We start from the raw sequence: 23,355 nt of genomic DNA on the forward strand, positions 1-23,355 counted from the left end.
CTAAGTTTTATAATCAATTGCCGAGCCGTTATTATAGCTTCTTTGTTGCTATGTCTGTGATCTTTCCTTTTTCCAGTTTTAATGTCCGATAGGGATATTGTTTAACAGTGTCGTAGTCATGAGTTACCATAAGTACAGCCATACCCCTGTTATTAATCTGTTTGAGGAGCTCTATAATGGATGCTGAGGCTTCGGGATCAAGATTCCCTGTAGGTTCATCGGCCAGCATAATACGCGGCTCATTAGCCAAGGCTCGGGCGATAACGACCCGCTGTTTTTCACCACCCGATAGGTCATTAGGCATATTTTTTCGCTTGTGACTTAATCCAACCATTCCCAGCACTTCGAGCACCCGCTGTTTAATATAGCTTTTCTTTTCACCGGTTACCTGTAGCGAAAAAGCTACGTTGTCATATACAGATCGATCCGGAAGAAGTTGAAAATCTTGGAATACGATACCAAGTCTGCGTCGTAAATAGGGTACTTTTTTATCGGGTAGGGAATTGACATCCATATCAGCAACCCGAACGTTGCCGGAATCGGGGAGCAGATCTCGATAAATGAGTCGCAGAAAAGAACTTTTACCGGCTCCGGTTTGACCGATTAAATAGGTAAACTCACCGTTTTCAAGCGAAAAGTTAATATTGTCGAGCACCGGCTGGTGATCGTAAGATACTGTTACGTTCGAAAATTCAATTACTGATTGCTGGGACATTGTAATACCATTGTGATTCGTAAACTATGGTCATCGGCTTCCTCAAAGTCGAAACCACTGTATTTTGCTCGTATGTTATACGCTGTTTGATCGATAATATCAAGCATTTCTTGCAGGGTATAGATCCTTTGCTGATGAACTTCGCTGAATTCCTGCACAACGGTTTCTTGGTCGTCAGCAAGTTTTTCTATTCGAAAAGTATTTTCATGCAGCTGGTTTTCGGCATCGTAACTGCTTTTCCGAAAGTAGCGGTAGTTATCATCGGTATAACCCTCTTCGTTATTTAGATATTCAATAGCTTGTATTGAATTTTTGGGGGTTGTAAAATCAAAAATAAGTAGCCCGCCGGGATTGAGTACTGTGGTTGTCTCATTCAGAAATCTAAGTACTTCATCACCACTTTGAAGATAGTTGATACTGTCAAAAACGCTAAATGCTGCATCAAAAGTACGATCTAGCTGTAGATCTAAGAAATCCATAACCTTAAAATCGACATTACAGCGCATTGCTTTATTTTTCTCACGAGCTTTTAGAATCATCTGTAATGATTTGTCGGTTCCTACCACGTTGTAGCACTCCAGCTCATCCAGAAAAAGGGAAACAGAACCTGTACCGCAGGCCAACTCCAGAATATCTACGGGATTTGGATGATGTTCGAGCATGATGGCATCGATAAAATCTGCCCACAATTCATAATCGACATCCTCCATAACGGAATCATATATATCAGCCAGCTTGGAGTATTCCGGATGTTGTTCGGTGTTATGGGTGCTCATTCTTTGGCTACTCGTTTATTTCGATGTTCAATAAGTTCTGAAGCAAGCTTAAAGGCTTCTTTAAATGATGAAGGATTTGCCTTGTTTTTGCCTGCAATATCGAACGCTGTGCCGTGATCCGGTGATGTGCGAATGATCGGAAGTCCGGCGGTAAAATTAACCCCACTGCCAAAAGAAAGGGTCTTAAATGGAATTAGTCCCTGATCATGATACATGGCTACAATGCCGTCGTACTGCTCATATTTTTTATTCCCGAAAAACCCATCGGCAGGATGAGGACCCGATACCTTTAACCCTTCAGATTGGATATCTTCAATAGCTGGTTTGATTATATTTTGTTCTTCGGTGCCGATGATGCCGCCGTCGCCGGCATGAGGATTGAGACCGAGCACTGCTATATCGGGCGATGAAATGTTGAAATCATTTCGTAAAGCTTTGTGCATTACCCTGATATATTTTTTAATAGAATTGGCTGATAGGGTAGAAGCAATATCGGAAAGAGGGATGTGTCCGGTCACAAGTCCTACTCGTAAGTTCTTGTACACCAACATCATCATAAAATCAGAAGTATCCGTCTTTTCAGCCAGAAATTCGGTATGTCCCGGAATATGGTATCCTGCTAAATTTACGGCTTCTTTTGATATGGGAGCAGTGACCAGGGCATCAGCTTGGTTCGACTTACAGAGCGAGATGCCTTTTTCGACTGCCAGCATAGCACATTTCCCTGATTGTTTAGAAATTTCGCCAGGGGTAACTGATATGGCTTCATCGGTAAAGGTTTGAAGCAGGTTAATCTGCTGTTCGGCAATTTCATCAATGGATTCTGCATAATGGTAATCCATTGACTTAGAGAGATTCCTGAGCCAGAACTTAAATGCTTTTTCTGAACTCAGAATAATGGGCGTGATGTCTTCTAATGAGAGGTCCCGCAACGATTTTATGACGACTTCAGGCCCAATCCCATTTATGTCTCCAATGCTTATGGCAATGCGTTTCTGCATAAGATTGTTTTGCGCAATTATCTAGATTGATTTGAAACAAGTTTAAAATCTCCAAAGCCTGTTGTGGCCTTAAAAATAAATTGCCTATCAGGATAGGTCCATATTTCTGTTGTGGCGCCATCTTTGGGAAATTTACGGTTAACATCTTTGGGCGGACCATATTTTATATACACTTCACCTCGATCGCTATTGTATCCAACGGTGTTTTCGGTAGTGAAATTATTATAGGCATAATCGATTCGTTGATAATATTCGGCCATCAGTTCATTAAACTCGGTATCGGGGGTGGGATCACGGTCTTTCCAGAACGACCGAAACTTTTTCTCCCGTTCTGCGGGGGTTCCGCTGTCGATTTTTCTAATAGTTTCCTTGTCGGCAATAAAACGAAGCATCTCTATGGAAACATCTAAATTTAACAGACTGGTAGGCATATCTTTCCACTGTGAGCGAAAGTTACCCCTGGCGACAATATTCCCGGCACTATTTTTTATCGTAAGCTGATATAAGGAATTTTCGAATTCGCTGTTTGGTACATTAATGGTAGCATAGGTGTAGCCCTTATCTGTTATGTTGAGACTTAAATAGGGTTTTCCTTCTTTATTCAGCAATTGGGGACGGACATCCGTTTTAATATTTTCTCCTGTTAGCTTCTTTGAAAATACGTTGTTTTGTTTGGTCGTATCTTCTTGTAAGGTACTCAGTTTAACGATATCCATTGTATACGTTTCGTCTTCCTGATACTGTGGAAGATAGGCAATGGCATAAAAATCTTTGGCATATTCAACAGTATTTCCAGTTGCATTGAGGATAAAACGGGAAGATTCAGACTTTTTAGTAACTGTTGGACTAACCAGAACATTCCCTGTCTGTTTTTCACCGTAGGAGTTTATGTTGATTTTTTGCGTCCGGGAAATTCGACTATCAGTCTGGTCTCCGCGCTTCATTTGCAGTACATAGTTATAGGAACCGGGATTAAGATTTACTTTGATAAAACCGCTTAAAAACTGGTCATCAGACTGACTGCTTTTATAATCTTTTGCATAAGCAGTATCTGCCCAGAAGGCACGTCCGGCGGGTTCCAGCCCCGCAAGGGAAATATCTTCTTTATCTCTCTTATCAATATTTGCTTCCTCTGCTTTAAAAACTTCCAGCATCAGATCCATAGAGCTGAAATATTTGTTGTCTGATGTGCGATCCCGGTTTTTCTTAAAAGGCAGCGAGCTGTAGGGCACATGGAAGATGACCACAAATTGTACAGCTCCGTTATCATCATTTCCTGGCAGGGTGAAGTAGTCAAATGATGCCTGCTGCTGTTGCTGACGCATGGCCAGATCTTGATAACTGACATTTCGTTGCCCGTAAAGCTCAGAAAACGATGTAATTGAGAATATTATAACTAATAGGGCGACCAGATACTTTTTAGAGTTTTTCACAAGCTGATAATTTTTATGGATTTAATCTCAAAAAGGAAACTAAAGAACTTTTGGTGGAATATATAGAATCAATACTTTCGAGATTGCTAAATTTCGTTATTTTTGAAACGCTTCACTGAATCCAACTATTATCCAAAATAATAAATCACATCTATGAGTTCCCAAGATTCAAATGGTTCATCTCCACAAGATTTGAAATCACTTATTCAAGAGATCAATAAAACTGAGGAGGAGATTAAAAAGGGCGGGGGAGAAAAGCGAATTAAAAAACAGCATAATAAGGGGAAGCTAACCGCACGAGAACGTATCGATATGTTGATCGATGACGATACGCGCCTTTATGAGCTGGGGTTGTGGGCCGGTTACGAGATGTACGAAGATGAGGGCGGATGTCCTTCTGGCGGTGTTGTGACGGGGATTGGAACAGTATCAGGACGTGATTGTGTGATTGTAGCCAATGATGCTACGGTGAAAGCGGGAGCATGGTTTCCCATCACCGCAAAAAAGAATTTGCGGGCTCAGGAAATAGCGCTGGAGAATAAACTGCCCATTCTTTATCTGGTGGATTCCGCCGGTGTATACTTGCCCATGCAGGATGAGATTTTTCCCGATAAAGAGCATTTTGGGCGAATTTTTCGAAATAATGCTCGATTAAGTGCTGAAGGCATTCCACAGATAGCAGCTATTATGGGTAGTTGTGTAGCCGGTGGAGCATATCTTCCTATTATGAGTGATGAAGCCCTTATCGTTGATGGAACCGGCAGTGTCTTTTTGGCGGGCAGTTATCTGGTGAAAGCAGCCATCGGCGAAGAGGTGGATAATGAGACCTTGGGCGGGGCAACTACACATACAGAAATTAGCGGTGTAACGGATTATAAGATGGAAGATGATGAGGAATGTCTTTCGACGGTGCGAGACCTTGTTGATAAGCTTGGTCCCTTTGATAAAGCTGGATTTAACCGAAAGGATCCTGTAGAACCGGCTCGGGATGTAACTGAAATATTTGATGTCTTCCCGGATGATCGCACCAAACCCTACGATATGAATAAAGTTCTGGAATGTATTGTTGATAAAGATTCCTTTACCGAATTCAAGAAAGGGTATGGACAAACATTGATTACCGGTTTTGCCCGTGTTGACGGCTGGAGCGTGGGAATTGTTGCGAACCAGCGCAAGGTAACACGTACAAAAAAAGGCGAAATGCAGGTTGGCGGCGTTATTTATTCTGATTCCGCTGATAAAGCAGCCCGGTTTATCATGAATTGTAATCAAAAGAAAATCCCGATTGTCTTTTTACAGGATGTCTCCGGATTTATGATCGGCAAGCGTGCAGAGCACGGCGGCATCATAAAAGATGGTGCCAAAATGGTGAATGCCGTATCCAACAGCACGGTACCGAAAATTACTATTGTAGTTGGCAACAGTTATGGTGCGGGCAACTACGCTATGTGTGGTCGTGCCTATGATCCGCGCTTTATGTATGCCTGGCCTTCGGCGCAGATTGCGGTTATGGGAGGGACGCAAGCCGCTAAAGTGTTGACCCAAATTCGTGTTTCAACCCTTGAAAAGAAGGGCAAGGAGATCACCGAAGAGGAGGAACAAGAAATCATGAAAGAGATCAGTGAGCGCTATGAGGAGCAGACTGATGTCCGTTATGCAGCTGCTCGCCTTTGGGTTGATGGTATCATTAATCCCATGGAGACTCGTGACCGTATTTCACATGCTATAAAATGTGCAAACCATAATCCCGATATCGAAGAGTTTAAAACCGGTGTAATGCAGGTGTAAGATAGCTGCACTTAATTAATCTCTATTTTCGGTATTATTTCGAAAATCGTAATGACGGGTTTTATAGTGAAGCCCAAGAACCTTTAGTATTTATAAATTAAAATAGATCTCTAATTAATCGCTTCATATACAAGTACAAAAATTATGGACGAGATGCCATATTTCTAAATGTAGCTAAGGTTAGTTGTCCTTTAAGTTTTTTTATCATCAATGAAGAATACGCAAAAAATTTCCAATAACTTTTTGGTTTACAGTACAGGCATCATTTCAATACTCATATATATTTTTGGGATTTTTGCTATAGTTAATGTAGTTAAAGAAGCTAGCCAAGTGGGTGTTATAGAAGCTATTTTGGCAAATGTTATTTCAACTGTTTTAGGAATAATCTGTCTTTTTCTCGCAATGCCTAGTTATAAATTGACGAAGTCACTAAAAATCTTAGAGATAACAGATTATGAAAACGGAACTGCTTTTCTTTGTCTTTATTCCCCCCTTTTTGCAGATGATATGCCACAAGCAGACAGTAAAATAACCATCAAAAAAATTACAGAGATTAACCAGAATAGCTATTTCAACAGGTTAGTGGAACTGCGATTTGAGGAAAATGGTACTGAAAGAATTATAAAGAGTTTTATTAGCCCCAAATCAATAGGAAGATTAAAAAACACCTGATATGCAGATAAAGTGGTGGGACTTGCCTTACCACTGGCTGACGTTAGTAATACTTACCGCCCGTAAGCAATAACTTTTAACGGATCAGTTTTGGATGCAATACGAGCCGGAAGCCAAGAGGCAACAGCACAGAGAAAGAGGGTGATACCGGTAACCAGCACAAAGTCGAGCATGTGCGGTTCAACGGGAGCATAGGCCATATAATAATTTTGTTCGGAAAGCGGGATAATGTGATAGGTCGACTGCAGCCATGCAAAGGCCAGTGAAAGGGAGATTCCGATTAACAGACCAACTACAGCGACGAATAAACCCTCCAGCAAAAAGACACCGCGAATACTTTTATCACTGGCACCAATGGTTTTTAGGATACCGATATCGCGTGTTCTTTCGAGCACCATCATTAAAACCGTACCGATCAAATTAAAAGCAGCTACAATAATCATTACGGCAATGACAAAGGGGATGGTCTGTTCCTGTAGGTCTACCCATGCAAATATATTGCTGTAGCGCTCGTATATTGTTTCTGAGAAATAGGGATAACTGAGTTCGCCATCCAGTTTTTTACCAAGAGATTCTATTTGAGACTTATTTTTGAGGCGAATCTCTATGGCCGAGGCTTCTTCAGGTGATTTCAGAAAAAACTTCTGTACATAAGGTCTGGACGCTAGTGCCAGGACATCATCGAATTGACCTATGCCAGTTTGATAGATTCCTGATAGCCGAAACTGTTCAATCTCGGGGGAGCTTAAGGGGGAGGGGAGACCATCAACGGAGAAAGCGGTGAGAGTAGAATTTATATCTGCATTAAGTGTTTGCGCCAATTTTGAGCCAACTACGATTCCGGGAAGACCGGAACTATCTGTGCTAAGATCGTAAGTGCCTTTTGTTATATAATTTTTGATATCCGTAACGTCTCCTTGTTGGTCTACCCCTTTTAAAAGGGTGCCTGTGACGCCATCAGCACCCTGAATCATGGTTTGACCGGTGACGACAGCTTGTGCTTCGCTTATCTCTGGATAGGTATCGAGTTCTTTCAGAAGGGTATCAGCCCGTTCTATGGGTCTATCTCCAAACGAGGTTACGGTTACGTGAGGGGCGAAACCAAGAACTTTATTATCGATAACGGATTTAAATCCGTGAACAACCGACAATGCAATAAGCAGCCCGGCCGAACCAACAGCTACGCCGGTAATAGCCATCACTTTAATAAAGGATAGAAAACGGGATCCTTTCCGTTTACCTTTGAAATATCGTTTGGCTAAATACCACTCGAAGTTCATAGTATTGAATTAAATATTGCCATCTCGAACCTCAGTGATAGATCTCTAAATGATATAAAAGAAGACAAAGATTTCTCACTGCGTTCGAAATGACTTTAGAGAATGTGTTTACTTCTCGGGTTTCATCTGTGGGAAGAACAACACGTCACGGATGGAATCCGAATCCGTCATAATCATTGACAAGCGGTCGATACCGATACCAAGCCCTGCAGTAGGAGGCATGCCGTATTCAAGTGCCTGCAAGAAGTCCTCATCGATAGTCATTGCTTCTTCATCACCTTCAGCACGTAGCCGTGCCTGCTCTTCGAAGCGTTCACGCTGATCTACCGGATCATTAAGCTCAGAGAATGCATTAGCAATTTCTTTGCCATTACAGATGCATTCGAATCGTTCAACAAGTCCTTCTTTTTCGCGGTGCTTCTTGGCAAGTGGACTCATTTCAATGGGATAATCTGTAATAAATGTAGGCTGAATAAGCTTCGGCTCGACATACTCTCCAAAGATTTCATCAATAATTTTACCTTTTCCAAAACTCTCTTCCAATTCCACATCTAACTCTTTGGCGATTCTTTTTAAATCACCTAAGTCACTGCGGTACAAATTTTTACCTGTTTCATTTTCAATAGCTTCAAACATTGGAATGCGTGGCCAGGGAGCAGAAAAGTCGATCTCGTTATCGCCAACTGTAACGGTAGTTGATCCATGAAGTGCTTTTGCTACTGATTCTATCATATTCTCCACAAACTCCATCATCCAGTTGTAGTCTTTGTAGGCTACATACAGCTCGACCTGGGTGAATTCCGGATTGTGAAAACGGGAAAGTCCCTCGTTACGGAAGTCTTTTGAAAATTCGTAGACGCCATCGTATCCGCCCACAATAAGTCGCTTTAGATACAACTCGTTGGCAATTCGCAAGTACAGTTTCATATCCAATGCATTGTGATGCGTTACAAAAGGCTCTGCCGAAGCACCGCCGTAAATAGGCTGCAGAATAGGCGTTTCAACCTCCATATATCCCTTGCCGTTCATATAGTCACGCATTGCCTGGACCATATCGGTTCGCTGTTGAAATACCTCGCGTACTTCAGGATTTACAATCAGATCGAGATAACGTTGGCGGTAGCGCTGTTCTTTATCCGTAAATGCGTCGTAGACCTTCGTTTCGCCGTCTTCTTCAACTTCTTTGGGGAGTGGAATAGGGCGGAGGGTTTTGCTGAGCAACGTAAACTCTTTAGCATAGACCGTTGTTTCGCCGGTACCGGTTTTAAATACATGTCCCTTTATACCTACGATATCTCCAATGTCAGTCAGTCGTTTAAATACTTCATTGTACTTTTCCTTGCCAACATCATTCTTGCGGATATATACCTGTATTTGCCCTTCAGAGTCCTGCAGATTAAAGAACGTAGATCCGCCCATAATACGTCGCGTCATCACACGTCCGGCAACAGCAACTTTCTCAACGTCTTCTTCATCTTCGTCGTCCTGTTTAATGAGCTCTGGATGATCTAAAATCTGTTTACTCTTATGGGTCACCTCAAAATCATAAGGATAAGGATCGTAACCCATCTCTCGGAGTTCCTGTAATTTTTCCAGACGTATTTTGTGTTGTTCGCTTACTGAGGACTCAGTATTGCTCATGAGAAAGTCGTGTTTTGTTTCGTTTTTACTATGGTTTATTAAGTCGCTAAAAATAAAGAATTCATGGCAAAAGTGTGATTTTTTTCTCAGCCACAATTTATCGTTTTACAAGCGCATAATTGTACTGTTACAACATTCTTTTAAGTCAATTTTATTATATATAGAAATTTTAAATACTATCTATACTTCTTAAAAGTTGGATTATTGTTTCTCAACTATTTTCTTCTCATGGATATGCTTTTGATTGTGAAACTTTTTTATTGCTATTAGAGGAAGGCGTTTTTTCTATGAATACACAGAAATTTTGTGCAATAGATAACAGGCTATTGAATGTTTAGATGCATATAAAAGTCGTGTTAAGAATGTTATCTTCTTGATTTGCATTTTTTACAAGAGCCCTTTAATATTATTAAAATCATTTTATAGTTATCTAAATCATAGTGAGCAAAGTGTTATTCGAAAATAGGGTAATAGTAGGGGTTATTTATTATTCGATCCTTTGAATAGACAGACGTAGATTACAATTCAATAATCTGCATTAAAATACCTTTAAATAGTAGCATTTTGTTCATTAAATAATAATTTTGTCACATCTCAATCTGATAGAAGTAATCGATCACAAAGAGATCGAATTGGAGAGTAAAAATTTTAAATATGGGAGAAGTTATGAATAAGCGTTTGTTTCATTCGCTGACTCAACAACTCAAATACGAGGTTTTTTTCGTAACCGATGTTGGTGAGCCGTATTATGATGCCCCTAATGAATTAGAAATCGTTGAATTTAGCTATAAGGGGCAACAATGCGAGTTGATTCTTAATGGCTCGATTAAGCTTAAAACACAGCAAAACGATCAAGATATTGAATCGTACCAAGAATTGTTGCAAGGGCTTATGCGATCCTCACGATAAGGACTTACTTATATAACCAGCTACGGTTATAAAGATTTATATACGTTTTTCAGTTTTCGATCACGTCCCGGTAAGCTACGAAGAGAGAAGTCATATATCAGAATACTATCCCTTTAGTTAATTTCCCCTTTTATAGGTACTTGTATAACAATCTGCACATCTATCATTAAGCACTAATATATCATTTTTATTCAGTTCCACCCATTGATCAGGAATATGTGGGCTATTTCCTGTATTGTATTCTATCATTATTTTGTCGCTTTCCTTGGAAAGGGAATATTGTCCGGATGTTACCAGAGTATCTGCTCGGAAAAATGAAAATTCATCATCCCTGCCAAAATGAAGTTGTTGTTTCGAATACCCGGGGGAATCCGGTGTTATTGTATGGCCTGCAAAACCGCCCGTTGACTTAATCCATTCCCATTCTCCAACGATTGTTGACTTGTTTGAATCACTGCCTACTATTGAACAGGAGGTAACAGTCAATAGAAAGGCAAGGAGCATGATGATGTTTAATTTCATAATACTTCAACTTTATTATTAATGAACTAATATATCGAATAACTTTATAACAATAGCAACTATGCATAAATACAATTTCAAAACTATTTAAGTGGTAAAAAGTGGTAATAGGTATTTACTTTAGTACAATTTACAGTTTCAGATGAGCAGAAAATTAAAGATTTTCTGTTGTTTTAAATGAATAACAGAGTCCGATGAATAATCCGTTCTTAGAAATCAAAAAGCTGTTGCCGTTTGAGATAGCACTATCTCTATCAGAGATAGTTTCAGTTTCTTCTGAAGCTATCGAACAGCTCAGCGATAAGGAAAAAAGCGAACTTGAGCAATGTAAAAGCCTTAGGCGTCAGAGCGAGTTTGTAACCTCCCGGATTACCTTAAAAGAAATAGCAGGGCGAATAGGAGCTGGACAGGATTTGGAAATTCTGAAGGATGAACTCGGACAACCTTACGGAAAAAACAACTCTCACAAATTCTTTGTCAGCATTGCCCATACGAATAATTTTGTGTTTTGTGGATTAGCCTCTAAGCATCCTTTCGGTGTTGATTTAGAACCGGTTGACCGAACGGTTTCCGATAAACTTGAGCAGCGGATTACTCATCCCAAAGAAACCGAGATTCTCAATGAAATTTCGCTTATTCGTTTGTGGACCATCAAAGAAGCCTATATAAAACTTCGGGGACAGGGATTGCGCATGAATATGAATGAGGTGCAGATAAAGCGAGAATCCGACTGGATATTTGTCAAAATAAATAATGACAAAAGAGCTAAAATTTGTAGTTTTCGATTGAAAAATAACTGGTTAGCTATCGCATATTATCATTAACTAAAATTTAGCAGAACCGATTTATGAATATTACTTCGTATTCCCGCCAACAGATTCAGGAAGGACTTGATAAAGCACGGGAGCGCCATGAAGGAGTCAATGATCATATTCGTTTACTTTTTACACCTGAGGAGATTAACGAAGATAATTTTGAGCGGGCATGCGACATTTACAGTCGGTTAGATATGTCGAATTATGATACAGTAGTTATCGTAGAGTCATACGACGAGAAGTTGGATAAAAAGCTCCCAATGGCATCCAATTCTTTCTTTGAAACACCGCTGGGCAAAGTGCCGGTCAATGACTATATGCGCAATGAGTTTTGTGATGAGGATGACGACTTCTTTATACACGATGAGGCTTTTACAAAAAATATCAGTCTCTTCCAGCAGCTGATGTTTTTACAGACGCTTTCAGATGATTTTAAAGCCCTTAGCGTACAAATTGCTGATCCCGATCCCGCTATTGTAAAAGAAATAGGATACGTGCTTGAAGAGGTGCTAGTATCGCGAAGTGCACTGCTGATATTTTGTTGTGACCTCAACAATGATCGTAAAAGTGAATTCGAAAAGATCGTCAAGATGGTGGAATCCCAAAATGAGTCAGGACTTATGAATTATTTAAATAGCGGAGATTCGCATATTGAGGGTACTACATCATTTATCGCTGGAATAATTGTTGCCAATAAATGGAAACTAGACCTTCATTTTCTGAGAGGCAAGTACGAAGATTACAGTGGCAGCCTGTTAACCGGATATGCCGATCATCAAAAGGTAATCTTCTCATAAATTTATTATGCCAACGCCTGAGATTACAATAATTGGTGTAGGCAGATTGGGCAATTCTTTGGCGAGGGCATTGGCAGCAGAAATCCCCATCAAGAGTATCTTTAACCGATCTAGTTATAAAGCCCGGAATGTTGCAGATGAACTTGATATAAGCATATCAGGGGCTTTTCCATCAGACGAGTCTGAGTTAGGCAATCTTATATTTATTACGGTTTCAGATTCGGTCATTAAAGATATTGCTCAACGGCTGGCTGCTATTTCAGAAGATTACAAGAATAAAATAATTGTACACTGTTCGGGAAACGAACCGGCAAGTCTTCTTAACGGTTTAAAGTCGAAAGGAGGGATCATTGCTTCTTTCCATCCGTTACAGACCTTTACGCAACAATCGGGACCTTCGGATTTTGAGGATATTTATTTTAGTCTTCAGGGTGATAAATCTGCCTTTTCTCATCTTCAACAGATTGCCAAAAAACTTGGGGCCAATACGTTAGAAGTTACTGAAGAACAAAAATCTCATTTACACCTCGCAGCCGTTATGGCATCTAATTATTTGAATACGCTGTTGGATGCTGCAGTAGAATCTACTTCTGTAAGTAAACTTACTCCGAAAGAAGCAAAAAAAGCGTTAATGCCGCTGATAAAGACGACGCTTCAAAATATTGAGAGTCAATCTTTTGAAGAGGCTCTGAGCGGCCCAATTAAACGTGGAGATATATCAACAGTAAAACAGCATCTGGATTTACTGAAAGATCGTCCGGAGCTGTTAGCATTATACCAAATATTAGGACAGAGGACTGTTAAGATTGCAAGTGAATCACAGCGGATTGACCAAGATACTGCTAAAGAATTGTATAAGATTTTGAAATAATATGCTATGGATGATTATTACCAGCGCGTTTACAGGGTTGTAGAGCAAATTCCCGCCGGCAGGGTGACTACCTATGGCGCTATTGCTCGCTTCTTGGGTATTACTTCCGGTGCGCGGATGGTGGGTTATGCATTGAATAAAGCGGCAGAAACGAACATTCCTGCTCACCGTGTTGTTAACAGAAATGGGGAGCTAACGGGACGCGCATATTTCCCCGATGACACTATGCGAGAGCGCTTAAAACAGGAAGAAGTTACATTTATTGACGAATACCAAGTGGATCTTGAGCGGCATTTATGGGATCCTAATGAAGAAATGGAATAACTAATAATATGATGAAATCCAGATACATAATACTTTTTCTCTGCTTAATATTGGGTGCAGCTTCTTTTGTAAATGAATCGGTGGCACAGAATCCATCAGATAAGTCATTACTGAAGAATGCATCAGGTGATGAAATACAAAAGGTTATAAATTCTTATAAAGGGGATAAGGCAGTATTGGTAAATGTTTGGGCGACTTGGTGTGCTCCTTGTATCGAAGAATTTCCTTATATAGTAGAACTACAGCAGAAATATGAGGATGAGCTACAGGTTGTTTTTGTTTCGGCTGATTTTCCGGGTCAACGTGATAAAGCCCTGGAGTTTCTGCAAGAGCATAATGTAGATTGGACTACCTATTTTAAAACCGGTAAAGATCAGCCCTTTATCGAGGCATTATCGGACGACTGGAGTGGAGCACTGCCTTTTACGAAAGTTTTGAATAAGGAAGGGGAAGTTGTTGCTAGGTGGGAACAAGGTGCCGAATACGATAAATTTGAACGTTACATTAAAAAAGCAATAAATGATTGAATAACATGAATTTACTTAAATAAATTTATGTGTTTATTATACTTTTTGCTGTTGGATTACTGGCATTTTTGCCAGTAGAAGATAAGCTTGCCGACCGATTGGAGATTGGTGACAAAGCCTCGTTTACAGATGTTAAAGTAACGGACGTATCGGGAGAAGTATTGACGCTTGAAAAAGTTGCCGGTGAAAATGGTTTGCTTGTTAATTTTTCGTGTAATACCTGTCCGTGGGTAGAGGCCTGGGAAGACCGATATAATCCTATTTCCAAGATGGCCAAAGAGAATGAGATTGGTGTTATTATGTTGAATCCAAACGCTTCTATTCGTGATGACGGGGAATCAATGGAAGATATACAAGCTCGGGCAAAATCAAGTAATTACGATTTCTATTATGCTCTTGATGAGCAGGCGAAGCTGGCCAAAGCTTTTGGTGCAACCCGTACACCTGACATATTTCTCTTTAACAGCGATATGGAGCTGGTTTATTCCGGAGCCATTGATGATAATGCCAAATCAGCGGAGGAAGTTGATCAGCCGTACCTAAAAAATGCAATACAAAACTTGGTGGCAGGTAATGAGATTAATCCCAACACCATTAAGTCACTGGGATGTACGATAAAGTGGCCGAAGTAATTCCTAATTGTCTCAATATTTCCTTATTTTTGGAGGCTTGTCAGAAACGACAAGCCTTTTCTTTTGGAACTAATGAACAAACAGCAAATGCCCACTTGGACGTTACATACAGAGTTTAAATTTGATGCTGCCCACTTAATTGAGGGATATGATGGCAAATGCGGTCGCATGCATGGGCACAGTTATAAGGTACATATCTCCGCAAAATCGCATAAACTGAATCCATCGAAGTATCTCGATACCGATGATATGGTCTGTGATTTTAGGGAATTAAAGTGGGCTTCTAAAGGATCTGAAAAGGGCGGGCTGGATCATTCGGTCCTTAACGAGGAGTTACCGGTGAATCCCACAGCAGAACGTATCGCAGAATTTATTTATAAGGAGACCCAGCAGCGTATTCCCGAAGATATTGAATTAAATGTTACTGTTTGGGAAACAGAAAGCAGTTGGGTGGAATACACAGAGGACAATGTTTAACGAATTTGATCAGGAAAAATTGGAAGGACTTATCGATCAGGATGAAATGCGGTCGGTAAAATATCCGATCGTGGAAGATTTCTATACGATCCAGGGCGAAGGAGCCCACAGCGGACGTCCGGCGTATTTTATTCGTACTGCCGGATGTGACGTCAATTGTTGGTGGTGTGACGTTAAAGAAAGCTGGGATGAGGAGGAGCATCCCCCAAAGACTGTTGAAAAGATTGTGCAGGGCGCCAAAGACAGCGGCGCTGAATTCGCTGTTATCACCGGTGGAGAACCGCTTTTGCACGATCTTGATCCTCTTACCTTTCAATTAAAACAGGCTGGAATTCAAGTGCATATCGAAACAAGCGGTTCATCACCCATTTCAGGATACCTAGACTGGATTACCCTTTCGCCCAAGCGTTTCAAAGAGCCGCTTGATGATATCTTTCCTTACGTAGATGAACTGAAAGTTGTTGTATTAACCAATAAAGATCTGGAATGGGCGGAGAAAAATGCGACCAAATGTCCAAATAGTACACAGCTTTTACTACAACCTGAATGGGAAAAGGAGGGAGCCGTAAATTTAATTATCGATTACGTAAAGGAAAATCCGCAGTGGGGCGTCAGCCTGCAGACGCATAAGTTTATGGGTGTTCGATAGTGGATAACCAACGTGAACACTCAGTGATCATCACCGGTGCCAGTCGTGGTATTGGCCGACGCATTGCCCAGGCTTTTGCCCGTGAAACCGATTATGCTCTTCTTCTTATCGCCAGAACAAAATCCGATCTAAAAGACACGAAGACGCTTTGTGGCAATATTGGTGATAACAAGATTGCTATTATTCCATGTGATGCCGCTAAGCCAGAGAGTGTAGAGAAACTAAAACTCCCAAAAGATTTTCCCACACCTAAAATAATTGTGAATAACGCGGGATCATTCTTGTTAAAAAAGTTAGAGAAAACCAGTTTCGAAGAATTTGATCAGCAGATAAAAGCAAACTTATACTCGGCTGTAAATATCACGCAGCGTTTTTTGGATGACTTAAAAAGTAAATCTAACTCATTAATCGTTAATATCTGCTCAGCCGGAGCTGTAGAGGGACTTAAAGACAGTGGAGCTTATTCGGCTTCGAAACATGCCTTATTGGGATATACGCGCTCACTACGTCAAGAACTGATGGAAACGGAGGTAGGAGTAACGGCTATTAATTTGGGCCAAACGCAATCTACATCCTGGGAGGGATCTCTTATTGATCGGGATCTATTAATCGATCCCAATGACGTAGCAAAAATTATTCTAAGCTTAACGCAGCTCTCATCACGTACGGTTGTCGAGGAAATACTCGTTAAGCCACAACATGGACGTGTACCGCCTATGTAAAAAAGGGACGCAATTAATGCGCCCCCGGTTTATACACTAATGATAAGCTTTAATTAGCTTATAAAGCATCTTAAGGCTGTGACCGTTGAGCTACTCCACTGTCATATGCAGCATTTTTAACCTCTTCTGATACTTTGCGTACTACTTCTTTGTTAAAGACACTGGGCACAATGTATTCTTCGCTAAGCCCTTCATGATCAATACATTCCGCTATGGCATGGGCAGCCGCCAGTTTCATTTCTTCATTGATGTCGGTAGCACGTGCATCTAAAGCACCGCGGAATAATCCCGGGAATGCCAAGACATTGTTAATTTGATTTGGATAATCACTTCGTCCCGTTGCAATAATTCGGGCAATTCCCTGTATTTCTTCGGGCATGATTTCAGGAACCGGATTCGCAAGTGCAAAAACGATAGGATCGTCAGCCATCTGTTCGATTGCTTCAAGAGGAACAGTACCCGGTCCGCTAACTCCAATAAGGAGGTCAGCATCTTCGGTAGCATCCAACAGGGAGCCGGACAGGTTTTCCGGGTTGGTATTTTCAGCTACCCATTGTTTGCTGGAATTGAGCTCATCGAGCTTATCCCGGTTGATAATACCGCTTCTATCGCAGCAAAGTATTTCTTTTGCACCCGCCTCTAAAAGTATTTTAGTGATAGCTACACCGGCTGCACCGACACCAACAATTACTACACGAAGATCAGACAGATCTTTACCAACAACTTTTAGGGCGTTAATGGTAGCAGCCAACGCAACAACGGCCGTTCCGTGCTGATCATCATGGAAAACAGGTATGTCTAGCTCTTCTTTAAGCTTTTCTTCAATTTCAAAGCAGCGCGGTGCCCCTATATCTTCAAGGTTAATTCCGCCGAATCCGGGTGACATCCATTTAACAGCATTAACGATTTCATCAACCTCTTGAGTCTGCAGACAGATGGGATAGGCGTCCACATCCGCAAATTCTTTAAACAGCATAGCCTTGCCTTCCATCACCGGCATGGCTGCCTCAGGACCAATATCTCCCAAGCCTAACACGGCAGATCCATCGCTGACAACCGCTACAGAATTTTCTTTGATCGTCAGGGAGTAAACTTTCTCTTTATCTTTTGCGATAGCTTCACAAACACGCCCCACACCAGGAGTATAGGCCATTGAAAGGGAATCACGGGTATCGACAGGGACTTTGTTTTCTATTCGGATTTTACCTCCGAGATGAAGCAGAAATACACGGTCGGATACATTTCTGACTTTCACGCCATCAATTGCTTTAACAGCTTTAACAATAGCCTTGGAGTGTTCCTCATCGCGGGCACTTACGGTTAAATCCCGAATTTTATATTCTCCTTCAACTTCAACGACATCAACCGCCCCGGGATCTGCTTTATGATCTGCAATTTTACTTAAAATCTTGGCCAGCATACCTGGTTTATTTTTGATATATAAACGCATGGTAAAACTATAGCTGACACTTGGTTGTACTTCACTCATTGGATGTTTCTTTTCCGTTTTAAATAGGTTCTAAACTCTAAATTTGAAACAGCAAAGTTACAATCCTTATTACTGTGCAACAAATTCTATTCTATGGATTTTATACACTGCATGTAAAATGCTGAGAAATATTTAATAAATCAGGCAGATAACATATTGTTCCCAATAGTAAACGGACAATAGCTGCCGCAACAAAAATTACTATCCTTGGTTATTATCTGCTTTACATCTTTTTTCCTTTCTCAACTTTCAAATAACATACATAATGATATATTCAGATTGGTTTTAATTTACACTTAAACAAACCTTTATGAAGAAAACAGCTCATATTACTGTTCTTTGTTTTGCTTTCTTGCTGATGTTAGTATCGCAGGGATGGTCGCAGTCGTCACCGGCTGAGGCATTTAAGAATGTAACCATTCATACTGCTGATGGAAATACGATCAAAAGTGGGACCATCGTTTGGAGAAATGGTATCATTACCGACGTCGGTAAAAATATAACTATTCCCTTTGATGCCTACGTTCGTGATGGCGGAGATAGCCTGCATGTATATCCTGGATTTATTGACGGACATGCACTTTGGGGAAGCCCCGATCTGGAGGAGAATGTAGAAACACCCGAAGAACCCGGGAATCCCAGTTATAGTCGTGCGGGAATTCAACCCGAACGACAACCTTCGGAGCTATTACAATCGGGCAGCAAATCTCTTGCTGATGCTCCTAAAAAAGGGTTTACAACAGCCGCATTGGGATTAAAGGGACAAATGCTTCCCGGTCAGGTTGAACTATTTTTCATCAATGGAAAAGAGACTGAGAATTTACTTTTAAAACAGGGCTTGGGCATGACGGCCCAGTTTGAGGAAGCACAGGGGCAAGCATATCCTTCAACGACAATGGGCATAATGAGTCAGTTTCGACAACTGTTTAACGATGCTAAAGCCTTAAAGCAACAAGAGCATTATTTTGCTTCTGTTTCGTCGAATTATCCTGCTCCTAAGCAGAATAAGGTGCTGGAAGCACTGTACCCGGTAATGGATCAACAGCAGCCGTTCTATTTTGTGGTGGATACCAAGGAAAATATTGAGCGTGTATTTGAGCTGCAGGATGAGCTTGGATTTAACTTAGTTATTGTATCTGGGAAAGAAGCATATAAGAAAGCCGATGAGCTAAAACAGCGTGAGATCCCCGTGTTGGCAAGTATCGATCTGCCCGAAGAGCCCAAGTGGCGATCTGAAGAAGAGGAGGAAGATCAGCCGGAAATTACCGAGGAAATGCGCATCTTCAGAGATAAACAGGAAGCCGCCTACAAAGCAGATATTAAGAATATTGCAAAACTTATCGATAGCGGAGTAAAAGTTGGATTTGCTTCGAACGGACTGGAACTTGATGATATCAGTAAAAATCTGACGGTTTTAAAAGAGGAAGGGAATCTTAAAGATGAAGATATATTGCGAATGTTAACGCAATCGACGGCCGATATACTAGGATACAGTAACCAGCTTGGAAATATTGAGGAAGGCCGTATCGCCAGCTTTACCGTATTTAACAAACCATTTATGGAAGAAAAGGCTCAGGCACTTTACTCCATTACGGATGGAAATCTTACTGAATTTGAACAAGAATCTTCCGAGGAATAGTCTATGAAGAAGTTACTTATATTAATACTGACATTTGGTTTTACGTTAACAAGTTTTGCACAGCAGAAGGGCTCGGTGCTTATCAAGGATGCTACATTGGTGACCATCACCAACGGTAATATGTCTAATACCGATCTTTTAATTGAGGATGGCATTATTACTGAAATAGGAGAGGATATTTCTGCTCCCCGTGGGGTAGAAACTGTTGATGCTTCCGGAAAATACGTAATGCCGGGTATCATCGATGCCCACTCACATATTGCAGGAGTGGATATCAATGAATGGACCAATCCTGTAACGGCCGAGGTTTCGATGGAAGAGTCAATCAATCCCAATGATATTAACATCTATTGGGCACTGGCCGGCGGTGTTACATCTATTCATTTAATGCATGGATCTGCCAATGTAATAGGCGGTCAAAATGAAACGCTCAAACTTCGCTATGGCACAAGTATGGATGAGATGCGATTTGAGGGAGCACCTCGAACGATTAAATTTGCGCTCGGGGAAAATCCAACTCGCGTACATGGACAGGGATTTGACGTACAGCCGCGAACCCGTATGGGCGTAGAACAGGTTATTCGCGATCATTTTGATGCAGCGATTGACTACCAGCGGAATCGCCGGAAATATTTAGATGCTAAGCAAGATTACGAAAATGGGAATCGCTCTACACCACCCGTTCCGGTTGCCAAAAATGAGCGGCTCGAAGTCTTAGCAGATATTTTAGAAGGGGAGGTGCTTGTCCATACCCACTCTTACAGAGCGGATGAAATTACTATGCTGATGCGTGTTTTCAATGATTACGGTATTGAGGACTATACGTTCCAGCACGCCAATGAGGCGTTCAAGGTAGCACCGGAACTCAAGAAAAACGGAGCTTATACGTCTGTATTTGCCGACTGGTGGGCATACAAATTTGAGGTCTATTACTCAACGGCTTACAACGCTTCTATCCTGAATGCCAACGGTATTAAGAATAGTATTAACTCCGACAGCGGAGAATTGATCCGTCACTTAAATCACGAAGCCTCCAAAGCTGTTCATTACGGCAATACATCCAAACAGGATGCCCTAAAGATGATTACGATTAATCCGGCCACCCAATTAGGGATCGACGAAAAGGTGGGCAGCCTTGAGGTAGGCAAGCATGGAGATATTGCGATTTGGGACGGCCATCCATTGAGCATCTACAGTAAAACATTAAAAACATATATAGACGGCAAAAAATATTTTGACCGCGCTGAAGATGCAGATGATATGCGCTTGAAAGTGGATGCTGAACAGGATTTCGATGAGGCCTCAGGACGATGGTACAACGAAAACGGCCGCCATTCGGAGACGTGCCTGAGAGGAGCAGAAATCCGTTTTAGCAAGCAAGGCATCAAACTTCAAGAGAATTAATTTAAATAATGAAATACACAGAAATTATTATGACGTATTTGAAAAGCACATTATCAGCTTGTCTCTTGGTTCTCTTTTTTGGCATGAGCGCTGAAGCTCAAATTACTGAAAAGGCTGAATTCGGGAAGTTTGCTATTACTAATGCCACCATTTATACCGTCACTAATGGCGTGATCGAAAATGGGACAGTGTTAATAAAAAATGAGAATATTATCGAGGTCGGGACTAATGTCAACATACCTTCAGAGTATGAGCAGATAGACGCTTCCGGCAAGCATGTGTATCCCGGATTTTTTGATGCGGGCACGCAGCTCGGTCTGCAAGAAATAGGTGCTGTAGCCGTAACCAATGATCAGGCAGAACTTGGCGATTTCAACCCTCATGTACGGGCATTCACTGCTATTAATCCAAGCAGCGTGAATATTCCCGTAACTCGGGTCAATGGGGTAACGCATGTTACCTCAATGCCTGTTTCAGGACGATTGGCAGGCAAGGCCACACTCATAGATCTATATGGTTACTCTCCAGATTCTATGGCCGTTAAACCCAATGCAGGTATTCATTTAAACTGGCCGACATCCAAAAAAGGAGGCTGGTGGGATGACCGAACAGATGAGGAGGTTGAAAAGGAATATAAGAAAGACCTAAAGGAGCTTAACGAATTTATTTCCCGGGCTCAATTCTATGATAAAATGATGACCGATTTTGAAAATAATCCAAATAACAAACAGCAGCCTGATATGGACAAAAAGATGCAGGCTATGCGAGAGGTTGTAAAAGGAGAGATACCGGTTATCGTTTCGGTTGATGCTAAAAGTGATATCCTGGATGTTATTGATTGGATCGAGAATTATCCAGATATGCAGTTTGTATTGGCGGGAGTAAGAGATGGCTGGCGTGTGGCTGATGAAATTGCAGAGGCCGGACTCCCATGCCTGGTTTCTACGCTCTACACTCCGGAACGTGATTATGATAACTACCAGCGTCCTTATCAGAATCCCGGCAAATTACACGCTGCGGGAGTTAAAGTAGCTATTGCTACCGGAGAGGTCGAAAATGTGCGCAACGCCCCATACCATGCGGGTTTTGCAGCCAGTTACGGACTTGGGAAGAAAGAAGCGTTGAAAGCTATTACCATCAATGCTGCTGAAATTTTTGGAGTAAGTGATAAGCTTGGCAGTATCGAAGAGGGGAAGCAGGCGAATCTGTTTATAGCTGACGGTGATCCTTTTGAGCCGATGAATCATATTACGGATGTTTTTATTCGTGGCAATAAAATCCCGATGGTGAGTCGACATATACAGCTCTATCAGCAGTATTTAGATAGGGGAGCAAAAACCAACTAATATATTTTATCCAGCTTAATTTTTGAGGTGCGGCATGAATAGTGTCGCACCTTTTTTATTTTAAGAATGATTTATTAAGTCATATCAATAAAATACATCTAACGTTATGATTTCTGAGTCCTATAAGGCGGCAGTTATACAGATGAACAGCCAAACGGATTTGCAAGCCAATTTAGATTCGGCCTATCTATACATTGAGGAATCCGCTGAAAAGGGAGCTAAAGTCGTGGGGCTGCCCGAGAATTTCTCTTTTTTGGGTGGACTGTCGATGCGGATGAAAAAAGCAGATAAAATTGCTGAAAAAGTGCCTAAGTTTCTTGCTGAGACTGCTAAAGAGTTTGAGATATACCTTATGGGCGGGAGCTATCCCGTACCGGCCGGAAATGGAAAAGTCTACAATCATTCTCCGCTTTATACACCTAAGGGTAATGAGAAACAAAGTTATAATAAAATCCATCTATTTGATGTGGATCTGGATGACGATGAGTCATACCGAGAGTCAGATTATGTACAGGCTGGTGATCCAGAGGCGGTTATCTATGAGAGTGATCAAATAGGGAATTGGGGACTCTCAGTCTGTTATGACTTGCGTTTCCCGGAGTTCTATCGAAATCTGGTTGATAATGGTGCCGAGATATTGTCCATTCCTTCTGCATTCACGTATACAACGGGACAAGATCACTGGCGTCCGTTGTTGAGAGCTCGGGCTATCGAGAATACGAGCTATGTTTTTGCTCCGGCACAAACCGGCCTGCATGGTAAAAACAGGAAGACATGGGGCCATGCAATGATTATCGATCCATGGGGCCGCGTTATGGCAGATGCCGGACAAGAACCCGGTATTGCTATTGCAGAGATAGATCCACATACCATCAAGCAGGTGCGTAGTCAGATTCCTTCCCTCAACCATCGCAGAATGTAAACTT

The 23,355-nt window shown here is 41.3% G+C and carries 24 protein-coding genes; 16 read left to right on the forward strand and 8 right to left on the reverse strand.

Going from position 1 to position 23,355, the window contains the following annotated elements; genetic code table 11:
- Positions 1-31 precede the first annotated feature (31 nt).
- Genes ftsE through U5J89_RS12930 form a run of 4 tightly spaced genes read right to left on the reverse strand, consistent with a single transcriptional unit; the run spans position 32 to position 3,925 of the window.
- Positions 32-715 carry a cell division ATP-binding protein FtsE gene (ftsE, locus tag U5J89_RS12915; RefSeq protein ID WP_322576054.1) on the reverse strand — a complete coding sequence of 228 codons (684 nt, stop codon included), beginning with the start codon at positions 713-715 and terminating at the stop codon, positions 32-34.
- Complete coding sequence (locus tag U5J89_RS12920; RefSeq protein WP_322576055.1) at positions 697-1,491, reverse strand: class I SAM-dependent methyltransferase; 795 nt, start codon at positions 1,489-1,491, stop codon at positions 697-699. Before U5J89_RS12920 ends, ftsE begins: the two co-directional genes overlap by 19 nt.
- Positions 1,488-2,492, reverse strand: coding sequence for a 4-hydroxythreonine-4-phosphate dehydrogenase PdxA (gene pdxA / locus U5J89_RS12925; RefSeq protein ID WP_322576056.1), 1,005 nt, complete (start codon positions 2,490-2,492; stop codon positions 1,488-1,490). Before pdxA ends, U5J89_RS12920 begins: the two co-directional genes overlap by 4 nt.
- 17 nt (positions 2,493-2,509) lie before the next feature.
- Positions 2,510-3,925 (reverse strand): GWxTD domain-containing protein, encoded by a 1,416-nt coding sequence (locus tag U5J89_RS12930; protein ID WP_322576057.1) that lies wholly within the window; start codon positions 3,923-3,925, stop codon positions 2,510-2,512.
- A gap of 153 nt (positions 3,926-4,078) precedes the next feature.
- On the opposite strand from U5J89_RS12930, the gene U5J89_RS12935 reads away from it, so the two are divergent.
- Together U5J89_RS12935 and U5J89_RS12940 are read left to right on the forward strand one after the other, a co-directional pair.
- Positions 4,079-5,713 (forward strand): acyl-CoA carboxylase subunit beta, encoded by a 1,635-nt coding sequence (locus U5J89_RS12935; protein ID WP_322576058.1) that lies wholly within the window; start codon positions 4,079-4,081, stop codon positions 5,711-5,713.
- A 210-nt stretch (positions 5,714-5,923) separates the two neighbouring features.
- Positions 5,924-6,385 carry a hypothetical protein gene (locus U5J89_RS12940; protein WP_322576059.1) on the forward strand — a complete coding sequence of 154 codons (462 nt, stop codon included), beginning with the start codon at positions 5,924-5,926 and terminating at the stop codon, positions 6,383-6,385.
- 53 nt (positions 6,386-6,438) lie between these two features.
- Here U5J89_RS12940 and U5J89_RS12945 read toward each other — a convergent pair whose 3' ends face one another.
- Both U5J89_RS12945 and lysS read right to left on the reverse strand, forming a co-directional pair.
- The gene (locus U5J89_RS12945; protein WP_322576060.1) at positions 6,439-7,665 is read right to left on the reverse strand and encodes an ABC transporter permease; all 1,227 of its coding nucleotides are present in this window, start codon (positions 7,663-7,665) and stop codon (positions 6,439-6,441) included.
- 108 nt (positions 7,666-7,773) lie between these two features.
- Positions 7,774-9,306 carry a lysine--tRNA ligase gene (gene lysS / locus U5J89_RS12950; protein WP_322576061.1) on the reverse strand — a complete coding sequence of 511 codons (1,533 nt, stop codon included), beginning with the start codon at positions 9,304-9,306 and terminating at the stop codon, positions 7,774-7,776.
- Between the two features lie 666 nt (positions 9,307-9,972).
- Between lysS and U5J89_RS12955 the strand changes: the two genes are divergently transcribed.
- Complete coding sequence (locus U5J89_RS12955) at positions 9,973-10,215, forward strand: hypothetical protein (protein WP_322576062.1); 243 nt, start codon at positions 9,973-9,975, stop codon at positions 10,213-10,215.
- 117 nt (positions 10,216-10,332) lie between these two features.
- Here U5J89_RS12955 and U5J89_RS12960 read toward each other — a convergent pair whose 3' ends face one another.
- Complete coding sequence (locus U5J89_RS12960; RefSeq protein WP_322576063.1) at positions 10,333-10,737, reverse strand: hypothetical protein; 405 nt, start codon at positions 10,735-10,737, stop codon at positions 10,333-10,335.
- A 194-nt stretch (positions 10,738-10,931) separates the two neighbouring features.
- Between U5J89_RS12960 and U5J89_RS12965 the strand changes: the two genes are divergently transcribed.
- The 9 genes from U5J89_RS12965 (at position 10,932) to U5J89_RS13005 (ending at position 16,551) form a co-directional block, all read left to right on the forward strand.
- Positions 10,932-11,561 (forward strand): 4'-phosphopantetheinyl transferase family protein, encoded by a 630-nt coding sequence (locus tag U5J89_RS12965; RefSeq protein WP_322576064.1) that lies wholly within the window; start codon positions 10,932-10,934, stop codon positions 11,559-11,561.
- 23 nt (positions 11,562-11,584) lie between these two features.
- The gene (amrB, locus tag U5J89_RS12970) at positions 11,585-12,349 is read left to right on the forward strand and encodes an AmmeMemoRadiSam system protein B (protein WP_322576065.1); all 765 of its coding nucleotides are present in this window, start codon (positions 11,585-11,587) and stop codon (positions 12,347-12,349) included.
- A gap of 7 nt (positions 12,350-12,356) precedes the next feature.
- Entirely contained in the window at positions 12,357-13,220 is an 864-nt protein-coding gene (locus U5J89_RS12975) for a Rossmann-like and DUF2520 domain-containing protein (protein WP_322576066.1), read from the forward strand.
- Between the two features lie 6 nt (positions 13,221-13,226).
- Positions 13,227-13,544, forward strand: a complete 318-nt coding sequence (locus U5J89_RS12980) for an MGMT family protein (protein WP_322576067.1) — start codon at positions 13,227-13,229, stop codon at positions 13,542-13,544.
- An 8-nt stretch (positions 13,545-13,552) separates the two neighbouring features.
- Entirely contained in the window at positions 13,553-14,071 is a 519-nt protein-coding gene (locus U5J89_RS12985; RefSeq protein ID WP_322576068.1) for a TlpA disulfide reductase family protein, read from the forward strand.
- A 29-nt stretch (positions 14,072-14,100) separates the two neighbouring features.
- Positions 14,101-14,703, forward strand: a complete 603-nt coding sequence (locus U5J89_RS12990; protein ID WP_322576069.1) for a redoxin family protein — start codon at positions 14,101-14,103, stop codon at positions 14,701-14,703.
- 87 nt (positions 14,704-14,790) lie between these two features.
- Positions 14,791-15,180 (forward strand): 6-carboxytetrahydropterin synthase, encoded by a 390-nt coding sequence (locus tag U5J89_RS12995; RefSeq protein WP_322576070.1) that lies wholly within the window; start codon positions 14,791-14,793, stop codon positions 15,178-15,180.
- Positions 15,173-15,829, forward strand: coding sequence for a 7-carboxy-7-deazaguanine synthase QueE (locus U5J89_RS13000; RefSeq protein WP_322576071.1), 657 nt, complete (start codon positions 15,173-15,175; stop codon positions 15,827-15,829). Before U5J89_RS12995 ends, U5J89_RS13000 begins: the two co-directional genes overlap by 8 nt.
- A complete protein-coding gene (locus tag U5J89_RS13005; RefSeq protein WP_322576072.1) occupies positions 15,829-16,551 on the forward strand; it encodes an SDR family oxidoreductase in 723 nt (240 codons plus the stop codon). The genes U5J89_RS13000 and U5J89_RS13005 overlap by 1 nt, the downstream gene beginning before the upstream one ends.
- A gap of 70 nt (positions 16,552-16,621) precedes the next feature.
- Here the strand turns inward: U5J89_RS13005 and U5J89_RS13010 are convergent, their stop codons facing one another.
- Positions 16,622-18,040: an NAD-dependent malic enzyme gene (locus U5J89_RS13010; RefSeq protein ID WP_322576073.1), complete on the reverse strand. Its 1,419-nt coding sequence runs from the start codon at positions 18,038-18,040 to the stop codon at positions 16,622-16,624.
- A 310-nt stretch (positions 18,041-18,350) separates the two neighbouring features.
- Here U5J89_RS13010 and U5J89_RS13015 point away from each other — a divergent pair, with 310 nt between their 5' ends.
- The 4 genes from U5J89_RS13015 (at position 18,351) to U5J89_RS13030 (ending at position 23,351) form a co-directional block, all read left to right on the forward strand.
- Entirely contained in the window at positions 18,351-19,679 is a 1,329-nt protein-coding gene (locus U5J89_RS13015; RefSeq protein ID WP_322576074.1) for an amidohydrolase family protein, read from the forward strand.
- 3 nt (positions 19,680-19,682) lie between these two features.
- Complete coding sequence (locus tag U5J89_RS13020) at positions 19,683-21,083, forward strand: amidohydrolase (RefSeq protein WP_322576075.1); 1,401 nt, start codon at positions 19,683-19,685, stop codon at positions 21,081-21,083.
- 8 nt (positions 21,084-21,091) lie between these two features.
- Positions 21,092-22,429 carry an amidohydrolase family protein gene (locus U5J89_RS13025; RefSeq protein ID WP_322576076.1) on the forward strand — a complete coding sequence of 446 codons (1,338 nt, stop codon included), beginning with the start codon at positions 21,092-21,094 and terminating at the stop codon, positions 22,427-22,429.
- Positions 22,430-22,535: 106 nt separating this feature from the next.
- On the forward strand, positions 22,536-23,351 hold the full coding sequence (locus U5J89_RS13030) for a carbon-nitrogen hydrolase family protein (protein WP_322576077.1): 816 nt from the start codon (positions 22,536-22,538) through the stop codon (positions 23,349-23,351).
- Positions 23,352-23,355 lie beyond the last annotated feature (4 nt).

It is taken from the genome of Fodinibius sp. (assembly GCF_034521915.1).
Taxonomy (GTDB): Bacteria; Bacteroidota; Rhodothermia; order Balneolales; family Balneolaceae; genus Fodinibius.

Excerpts from the sequence above, each read along its gene's own strand:
- U5J89_RS13030 (WP_322576077.1), top strand. The coding sequence starts at position 22,536 with ATGATTTCTGAGTCCTATAAGGCGGCAGTTATACAGATGAACAGCCAA.
- U5J89_RS12965 (WP_322576064.1), top strand. The coding sequence starts at position 10,932 with ATGAATAATCCGTTCTTAGAAATCAAAAAGCTGTTGCCGTTTGAGATA.
- U5J89_RS12985 (WP_322576068.1), top strand. The coding sequence starts at position 13,553 with ATGATGAAATCCAGATACATAATACTTTTTCTCTGCTTAATATTGGGT.
- U5J89_RS13025 (WP_322576076.1), top strand. The coding sequence starts at position 21,092 with ATGAAATACACAGAAATTATTATGACGTATTTGAAAAGCACATTATCA.
- amrB (WP_322576065.1), top strand. The coding sequence starts at position 11,585 with ATGAATATTACTTCGTATTCCCGCCAACAGATTCAGGAAGGACTTGAT.
- U5J89_RS12955 (WP_322576062.1), top strand. The coding sequence starts at position 9,973 with ATGAATAAGCGTTTGTTTCATTCGCTGACTCAACAACTCAAATACGAG.
- U5J89_RS13015 (WP_322576074.1), top strand. The coding sequence starts at position 18,351 with ATGAAGAAAACAGCTCATATTACTGTTCTTTGTTTTGCTTTCTTGCTG.
- lysS (WP_322576061.1), bottom strand. The coding sequence starts at position 9,306 with ATGAGCAATACTGAGTCCTCAGTAAGCGAACAACACAAAATACGTCTG.
- U5J89_RS13010 (WP_322576073.1), bottom strand. The coding sequence starts at position 18,040 with ATGAGTGAAGTACAACCAAGTGTCAGCTATAGTTTTACCATGCGTTTA.
- U5J89_RS12975 (WP_322576066.1), top strand. The coding sequence starts at position 12,357 with ATGCCAACGCCTGAGATTACAATAATTGGTGTAGGCAGATTGGGCAAT.
- U5J89_RS12980 (WP_322576067.1), top strand. The coding sequence starts at position 13,227 with ATGGATGATTATTACCAGCGCGTTTACAGGGTTGTAGAGCAAATTCCC.
- U5J89_RS12920 (WP_322576055.1), bottom strand. The coding sequence starts at position 1,491 with ATGAGCACCCATAACACCGAACAACATCCGGAATACTCCAAGCTGGCT.
- U5J89_RS12960 (WP_322576063.1), bottom strand. The coding sequence starts at position 10,737 with ATGAAATTAAACATCATCATGCTCCTTGCCTTTCTATTGACTGTTACC.
- U5J89_RS13000 (WP_322576071.1), top strand. The coding sequence starts at position 15,173 with ATGTTTAACGAATTTGATCAGGAAAAATTGGAAGGACTTATCGATCAG.
- U5J89_RS13020 (WP_322576075.1), top strand. The coding sequence starts at position 19,683 with ATGAAGAAGTTACTTATATTAATACTGACATTTGGTTTTACGTTAACA.
- U5J89_RS12995 (WP_322576070.1), top strand. The coding sequence starts at position 14,791 with ATGCCCACTTGGACGTTACATACAGAGTTTAAATTTGATGCTGCCCAC.
- U5J89_RS12945 (WP_322576060.1), bottom strand. The coding sequence starts at position 7,665 with ATGAACTTCGAGTGGTATTTAGCCAAACGATATTTCAAAGGTAAACGG.
- pdxA (WP_322576056.1), bottom strand. The coding sequence starts at position 2,492 with ATGCAGAAACGCATTGCCATAAGCATTGGAGACATAAATGGGATTGGG.
- U5J89_RS12940 (WP_322576059.1), top strand. The coding sequence starts at position 5,924 with ATGAAGAATACGCAAAAAATTTCCAATAACTTTTTGGTTTACAGTACA.
- ftsE (WP_322576054.1), bottom strand. The coding sequence starts at position 715 with ATGTCCCAGCAATCAGTAATTGAATTTTCGAACGTAACAGTATCTTAC.
- U5J89_RS12935 (WP_322576058.1), top strand. The coding sequence starts at position 4,079 with ATGAGTTCCCAAGATTCAAATGGTTCATCTCCACAAGATTTGAAATCA.